The following is a 7051-nucleotide window of genomic DNA, read 5'->3' on the forward strand; positions in this document are numbered from 1 at the left end:
GACATCTGCAGTAGGTCCTGGTTTTTTAACTCAATCAGCGACATTTACTTCTGAATTAGGCGCTACATTTGGATTTGTAATTCTAACATCAGTTATTATATCTCTAATAGCTCAATTAAACGTATGGAGAATAATAGGAGTTTCTGGTATGAGAGGGCAGGATATAGCTAATAAAGTATTACCTGGATTAGGATATTTCTTAGCATTTGCAGTATCTCTTGGAGGCTTAGCCTTTAATATTGGAAACGTAGGTGGAGCAGCTTTAGGTTTAAATGTGTTATTTAATTTAGATTTAAGGATCGGTGCAGCTATATCTGCAATTATTGCAATAGGAGTTTTTATATCTAAGGAAGCTGGAAAGGCAATGGATACCTTGACTAAAATATTAGGTGGATCAATGATAATATTAATAGGATATGTTGCAATTTCAACATCACCACCAGTGGGAGAAGCAATTCAAAGAACCTTTATACCGGAATCATTTCCTATCTTGGCTATTATAACATTGGTAGGAGGTACTGTAGGAGGTTATATAACTTTTTCGGGTGGACATAGACTTCTTGATGCTGGAATATCTGGAGAAGAAAATTTGGATCAAATAAATCAATCAGCACTTACGGGTATGGGAGTTGCAACTATTATAAGAATACTTCTTTTCCTAGCAATTTTAGGTGTTGTATCAAAAGGTTTAGTTTTAGATGAAGCAAATCCGCCAGCTTCGGCATTTCAATTGGGAGCAGGGAATATTGGATACAAACTATTTGGAGTGGTAATTTGGGCAGCGGCTATATCTTCAATAGTTGGAGCAGCTTATACATCGGTTTCATTTCTTACAACTTTAGCAAAGCCTATTGAAAAATATGAAAATAAATGGATTATAGGATTTATTTCTGTTTCAGCTTTATTGTTTATTACAATTGGAAGACCGGTAGTTCTTTTAGTAGTAGCAGGATCTTTAAATGGTATAATATTACCTCTAACACTAGGTACCATGTTACTTGCCTGTAGAAATAAAAAAATTATAGGATACTATGAACATCCTAAATGGTTACTATTTTTAGGAATAATAGTAGTACTTGTAACACTTTATCTAGGTGTAAATTCTCTTGCGGGATTAACTGAACTATTTAAATAAAGAAAAGTTGGTGATGATTATGTATAAAGAGACAAAATATATTGTAGCAGGTGATAAATCACTTGTAGTAGAATTTGGAAACTCAATTTCTCCAGGAATAAATGCTAAAATTAGGAGTATGGTTGAGGTATTAGATACTGAAAAAATAGAAGGAATAAATGAAATTATTCCTACCTATAGATCTATATTGGTATTATATGATCCTTTAATCATTGGCTTTAAAGAACTTGTAGAAAAATTAAAAATAAAAGAAAATGATTTAAAAGATAGCAAGGAAAGTGAAATAACAATTATTGAACTTCCTACAGTTTATGGTGGAGAATATGGTCCAGATATAGACTTTGTAGCCAAACATAACAATTTAACAAGAGACCAAGTTATAGATATCCATAGTTCTAGGGATTATCTTGTCTATATGTTAGGATTTACACCTGGATTTAGCTATCTAGGAGGAATGAGTGAAGAAATAGAAACACCTAGACTTCAAACTCCTAGAACTAAAATACCTGCAGGTTCCACTGGTATAGCAGGAAAACAAACAGGTATATACCCAATAGATAGCCCTGGAGGATGGCAACTTATAGGAAGAACTCCTGTAAAATTATACACACCATTAGAGGATCCACCTGTTCTTTTAAATGCTGGTGACTATGTAAGATTTGTACCAGTAGATGAAAAGGAATACTTAGATATATTAAGAAAGATTGAAAAGGACGAATATAAGATAAATATCATAGAAGGAGGTGAAGTCCGTGAGGGAGATTAAAATTTTAAATCCAGGACTACTTACTACTGTACAAGATATAGGAAGATGGGGATATCAAAGATATGGTATGAGTGTGGCTGGAGCAATGGATCATTTTTCAACAAGAATAGCTAATTTATTAGTAGGAAACAATGAAAATGAAGGTGTATTAGAAGCTACTTTGATGGGTCCCCAAATTGAGTTTAAATGTGATGTAGTAATAAGTATAACTGGGGCAGATATGAAAGCTAAAATAAATGGTGAAAGAGTACCCATGTGGACTAGCCTGCTTGTAAGAGCTGATGATAAACTAAGTTTCTCAAGTGCTTCTACAGGGATTAGAAGCTATATTGCCTTTAGTGGTGGTATAGACGTAGATGAGATAATGAACAGTAAATCTACTTTTCTTAAAGGGAAGATAGGTGGATTTGAAGGAAGAAAGCTTGCTAAAGGAGATATACTTCCCCTTAAAAATAATATAATTCCGGATTCTGGTAGCTATTTACCAGTAAAATTTAATCCTGAATATAAGAATCAAGATATTATAAGAGTGGTATTAGGGCCACAGGATGACCATTTTACCCAAGAAGCTATCCATACATTTTTAAACTCAGAGTACAAGATAACCTCTGAAGCAGATAGGATGGGATATAGGTTAGATGGGCCTAAAATAGAACATCTTGACGGAGCAGATATAATTTCAGATGGGATTGTATTTGGTTCTATACAAGTTCCTGGTCACGGTTCACCTATAATTATGATGGCAGATAGGCAAACTACAGGAGGTTATACAAAGATAGGAACTGTTATAAGTCCAGACTTAAATAAATTAGCTCAAATGAAACCTGGAGGAAAGATGAAATTTAAGAAGGTTTCTATAGATGAAGCCCAAAGGATCTACAAAGAATATGAGAAAAAGATATCAGAGATAAAAACTTTTATATCTGATAATAGATTTGAATTTAGAAGAATTAGAAATATGAATTTTAGGATTGGAGAAAAAACATTTAATGTTGTAGTAAGAGAACTTTAAAATTTTATATAGATTAAAACATTTATCACAAACTTATGTAAATATATAAGTTAGATAAATTAGTTATTAAGATAGTCTTGGTTCCTATGAGCCAAGTCTATTTTAATAATAGAAAATACAATTGTTTAACAATCTTTAAAATAGAATGGCTATGTTTTATAAGATTATTAAAAGAGGTGATTAGATGAATCTACAAGATGGAGTTAGTATATCAGAAGCTTTAATAGTAACCCTATTTAGTATGGGTATAGTATTTTTAACATTGATTGTTATATCCCTAATATTGGGTGGCTTTAAATTATTTTTTTATGAAAAAGACTCAGGAAAACTACCTAGTAAAGAAGAAAACAACCTTAAGAAAAACAATATAGATGCTGATATAGAAAGTAAAGCTATAGATGAAGAATTGATAGCAGTTATTGGAGCTGCAATCGCAGCCCATAGTAAAGATTCCTTAAAGAAAATAGATGATGAAGATTTGTCAGCAGTTATAGCAGCTGCTATAGCTGTTAATGATGAGATTGATATAAATAATGTAAATATAAAAAGCATAAAGAGAATTTAATAAAATAAGGAGGATAAGCTTATGAAAAAATATAATATAACTGTTAATGGCAATACTTATGAGGTTGAAGTTGAAGAAGTAAGTGGAGAGAGTAGTGTAAATACTGGAAGAAATGTTGCAAGTCAACAATCAGCTCCAAAATCACAGCCAAAACCACAACCAACCCCAAAGCCTACACCAGAGCCAGAATCAAAGCCAGAACCAGCTCCTCAAGATGCGGAAACTGTTAATGCACCTATGCCTGGAGGAATATTCGATGTAAAAGTAGCTGAGGGTGATAGCGTAAAAGAAGGAGATATTTTATTAATACTTGAAGCTATGAAGATGGAAAATGAAATAATGGCTCCAAGAGACGGAAAGGTTGTAGCAGTAAATGTTTCTAAAGGACAGTCAGTTGAATCGGGAGATCCATTAATTTCCTTAGAATAATTTATTAATAAGAAAGGAAGGAAAAATAGATGGATATATTAATAGAATTTTGGAAAACTACTGGCTTTTCAGCCATGAGTATAAAACAGCTTATAATGATAATTATAGCTTTAGTATTTCTATATTTAGCAATTAAAAAAGAATATGAACCATATCTATTAATACCTATAGCCTTTGGTATGTTACTTGTAAATATGCCCCTTGCCGGCCTTATGGAAGAGGGAAGTTTACTATACTATATATATCAAGGAACAGAACTAGGTATATATCCACCGCTTATATTTTTATGTGTAGGCGCTGGAACAGATTTTGGACCCTTAATTGCTAATCCCAAAAGTGTATTGTTGGGAGCAGCAGCACAGTTTGGTATATTCTTTACCTTTATTGGAGCAATTCTTTTAGACAAATTTGTACCATTTGTAAGCTTTACAGGTGCAGAAGCTGCAGCAACAGCTATTATAGGAGGGGCAGATGGGCCTACAGCTTTATTTTTAACATCAAAGCTGGCACCAAACCTTTTAGGACCAATAGCTATAGCAGCATATTCATATATGGCACTTGTTCCTATAATACAACCACCAATAATGAGAGCATTAACAACAAAAGAAGAAAGACAAGTAAAAATGGAACAATTAAGACCAGTATCAAAAACAGAAAAAATAATATTTCCAATAGTAGTATCGCTATTTACAATATTACTTTTACCATCAGCAGCAGCCTTAATAGGTATGCTTATGCTAGGTAACTTAATAAAAGAATCAGGAGTAGTTCCAAAGCTTACAGAAACAGCTCAAAACTCGCTGATGTATATAGTAACCATACTACTTGGAATAACAGTTGGAGCAAAGGCTGAAGCAGAACTGTTTTTAACCACACAAAAATTAAGTATAATTGCTCTAGGGCTAGCAGCATTTTCAGTAGGAACAATAGCAGGAGTTTTATTTGGAAAGCTTATGTATAAACTAAGTGGAGGGAAAATAAACCCACTTATTGGAGCAGCAGGAGTATCAGCAGTTCCTATGGCAGCAAGAGTTGCGCAAAAGGTCGGACAACAAGAAAACCCTTCAAACTTCTTGCTTATGCATGCAATGGGACCTAATGTAGCTGGAGTGATAGGCTCAGCAGTAGCAGCAGGACTTTTACTAATGTTCTTTGGTTAGAATATTATACAGTTTTTAAATCTAAGTAAAGGGTTTATCAATAGTAATTTTTAAATTGCTTGGGCGAGTTGTATAATTAAATGAAAGAATAAAGAATAAATAGAGTGTAATAAAGAAATCCAATGAAATATCCTATACAATGTAAGTCACAACACAAACAAGGAGGATAAATCATTGGATCAGACAAAGTATATCAAAAAAAGAAGAAAAGGTAAACATTTAATTTTTGAAGACAGACAGTTAATAGAGTATTATTTTACTAGAAAAAAGAATAAGAAGAATTTAATTCCATCACTAGTAAACTTAATAAGTGTTAGTGAATCAACGATAAGAAGAGAATTAAAAAGAGGAAAAGTAATTCTAAAAGATACATCTTGGAAAGGCTATATAAGCTATAGTGCAGAACTAGCACAGAAAGATGCTGACTTCCAAAGCACTGGTAAGGGTCCGAATATAAAATTATTTAAAGACTACGAACTCGTAAATTATATAGAGAAAGAAATAATAAAAAATAAAATGTCTCCAGATGCTGTAATTATGAAACTAGATAAGAAGAATTGGAAAGACAAGAATGGAAATAATCCTATATCTATATAATTATATAGATATAGGATTATTTCCAAACCTTACGAATAAAAAATTACCTAGGCGAGGTAAATCTATTAAAAGAAAACAGAAACGTGTTCATAAATCAAGCCATAAGATTGATGGTAAAAGCATATTAGAGCGTCCTAAGGCTGCTGATATTCGTAGTGAATATGGTCACTGGGAAATGGATTGTATAGAAGGCGCAAAGAAGAAAGAGAAGAAATGTTTACTAACTTTAGTTGAGAGGCAAACTAGGGAGACACTAATCTTTAAAATGCCATCACAAAGCCAATGATGTGTAATTAACGTATTAAATAAATTAGAAAGAAAGACTGGAAGAGTTAAGTTTTCAAAGATATTTAAAAGCATTACAGTAGATAATGGAAGTGAATTTCTTAATGACAAGGGAATGGAAAAATCTTTATTCAGTAAGAATTTAACAAAAACTAATATATACTATGCCCATCCTTATTGCTCATGGGAGAGAGGTAGTAATGAGCAGACAAATGGTATGATAAGAAGATTCATACCCAAAGGATCACTTATAACTGCTGTAAAAGTTAAAGAAGTTAAAGATATAGAAAGATGGCTTAATAACTATCCAAGAAGATTATTTGATGGTGAATCATCATATGAGTTTAAAAAAAGGATAGTTAAATCTGATATTGTATAAAAATATTTCAGTCATTACACTTTACAACTAGGATTTTAAATTGCTTGTAATAATACTTTACAAACAAAGAGTATTATTATACAATACTTATGATAAAATAAAACTTAGAAAAGACAAGTAGTATTTAAAATAACTTTACAGCGAGTTCTGAATTGGTGGAAGAGAATAAGTGATTTATTTACGAAGAGGACCTTTGAGTTTTGTTCTGAGATCTATTGATCAAGGATGCAACGGATTCACCCGTTATAGTGGCAGGGTAAAGATATTTACTCTAAGAGGTTTGTAATTGTAAAATTCAAACAAATTAGGATGGCAACGCGGAAGATATAGCTCTCGTTCCTAGGATTTATTTCCTAGGGATGGGTGCTTTTTTATTTATGGAAATAAGAGGTAAAACAAATGGAGGTAAGATAAGTGGAAGACACAATGAAAAAACAATATAAAATAGGAGACTATTTAAAATTTATAATCCCATCTTTAATAGGAATATTACTTTTAATGTTTCCCTTTCAATATGATGGAGATACAACTATAGTAGTAGCACTACTTGCAGGGAAAATGACAAGTGCTATGAAAGATATACTACCAACTATAGTTTTAGGATTTGTAACATTTACTGGTCTTATGACTGTGATTTATAAAAAGACAAAACTTGATATAATAGAAAACATGGATAGGTTACACTTAATTATACAATAAAAACTCGGACATGATATAATAAAT

Annotated in this window: 10 protein-coding genes and 1 other annotated feature; all 10 genes read left to right on the top strand. The window is 32.1% G+C overall.

Annotated features, from left to right (window positions below; translation table 11 throughout):
- Positions 1 to 1135, top strand: a 1135-nt coding sequence (locus ACTHW2_RS09110; RefSeq protein WP_442263624.1) for an NRAMP family divalent metal transporter, incomplete at its 5' end; no start/stop codon positions are given.
- A gap of 19 nt (positions 1136 to 1154) precedes the next feature.
- Entirely contained in the window at positions 1155 to 1901 is a 747-nt protein-coding gene (gene pxpB / locus ACTHW2_RS09115) for a 5-oxoprolinase subunit PxpB (protein ID WP_442263625.1), read from the top strand.
- On the top strand, positions 1888 to 2913 hold the full coding sequence (locus ACTHW2_RS09120; RefSeq protein ID WP_442263626.1) for a biotin-dependent carboxyltransferase family protein: 1026 nt from the start codon (positions 1888 to 1890) through the stop codon (positions 2911 to 2913). The genes pxpB and ACTHW2_RS09120 overlap by 14 nt, the downstream gene beginning before the upstream one ends.
- Positions 2914 to 3097: 184 nt before the next feature.
- A complete protein-coding gene (locus ACTHW2_RS09125; RefSeq protein WP_442263627.1) occupies positions 3098 to 3478 on the top strand; it encodes an OadG family protein in 381 nt (126 codons plus the stop codon).
- 21 nt (positions 3479 to 3499) lie between these two features.
- A complete protein-coding gene (locus ACTHW2_RS09130) occupies positions 3500 to 3907 on the top strand; it encodes a biotin/lipoyl-containing protein (RefSeq protein WP_442263628.1) in 408 nt (135 codons plus the stop codon).
- 29 nt (positions 3908 to 3936) lie between these two features.
- The gene (locus ACTHW2_RS09135) at positions 3937 to 5067 is read left to right on the top strand and encodes a sodium ion-translocating decarboxylase subunit beta (RefSeq protein ID WP_442263629.1); all 1131 of its coding nucleotides are present in this window, start codon (positions 3937 to 3939) and stop codon (positions 5065 to 5067) included.
- Positions 5068 to 5241: 174 nt separating this feature from the next.
- A complete protein-coding gene (locus tag ACTHW2_RS09140) occupies positions 5242 to 5664 on the top strand; it encodes a hypothetical protein (RefSeq protein WP_442263630.1) in 423 nt (140 codons plus the stop codon).
- Positions 5639 to 5950: a transposase gene (locus ACTHW2_RS09145; RefSeq protein WP_442263631.1), complete on the top strand. Its 312-nt coding sequence runs from the start codon at positions 5639 to 5641 to the stop codon at positions 5948 to 5950. The genes ACTHW2_RS09140 and ACTHW2_RS09145 overlap by 26 nt, the downstream gene beginning before the upstream one ends.
- 6 nt (positions 5951 to 5956) lie before the next feature.
- A complete protein-coding gene (locus tag ACTHW2_RS09150) occupies positions 5957 to 6328 on the top strand; it encodes an IS30 family transposase (RefSeq protein WP_442263633.1) in 372 nt (123 codons plus the stop codon).
- 96 nt (positions 6329 to 6424) lie between these two features.
- Positions 6425 to 6672: a binding site (T-box leader), on the top strand.
- A gap of 70 nt (positions 6673 to 6742) precedes the next feature.
- Positions 6743 to 7027, top strand: coding sequence for a hypothetical protein (locus ACTHW2_RS09155; RefSeq protein ID WP_442263632.1), 285 nt, complete (start codon positions 6743 to 6745; stop codon positions 7025 to 7027).
- Positions 7028 to 7051: the final 24 nt, after the last annotated feature.

Origin of the sequence: Tissierella sp. (assembly GCF_052089545.1) — a bacterium.
Lineage (GTDB): Bacteria > Bacillota > Clostridia > Tissierellales > Tissierellaceae > Tissierella_A.

Excerpts from the sequence above, each read along its gene's own strand:
- ACTHW2_RS09145 (WP_442263631.1), top strand. The coding sequence starts at position 5,639 with ATGGAAATAATCCTATATCTATATAATTATATAGATATAGGATTATTT.
- ACTHW2_RS09135 (WP_442263629.1), top strand. The coding sequence starts at position 3,937 with ATGGATATATTAATAGAATTTTGGAAAACTACTGGCTTTTCAGCCATG.
- pxpB (WP_442263625.1), top strand. The coding sequence starts at position 1,155 with ATGTATAAAGAGACAAAATATATTGTAGCAGGTGATAAATCACTTGTA.
- ACTHW2_RS09130 (WP_442263628.1), top strand. The coding sequence starts at position 3,500 with ATGAAAAAATATAATATAACTGTTAATGGCAATACTTATGAGGTTGAA.
- ACTHW2_RS09125 (WP_442263627.1), top strand. The coding sequence starts at position 3,098 with ATGAATCTACAAGATGGAGTTAGTATATCAGAAGCTTTAATAGTAACC.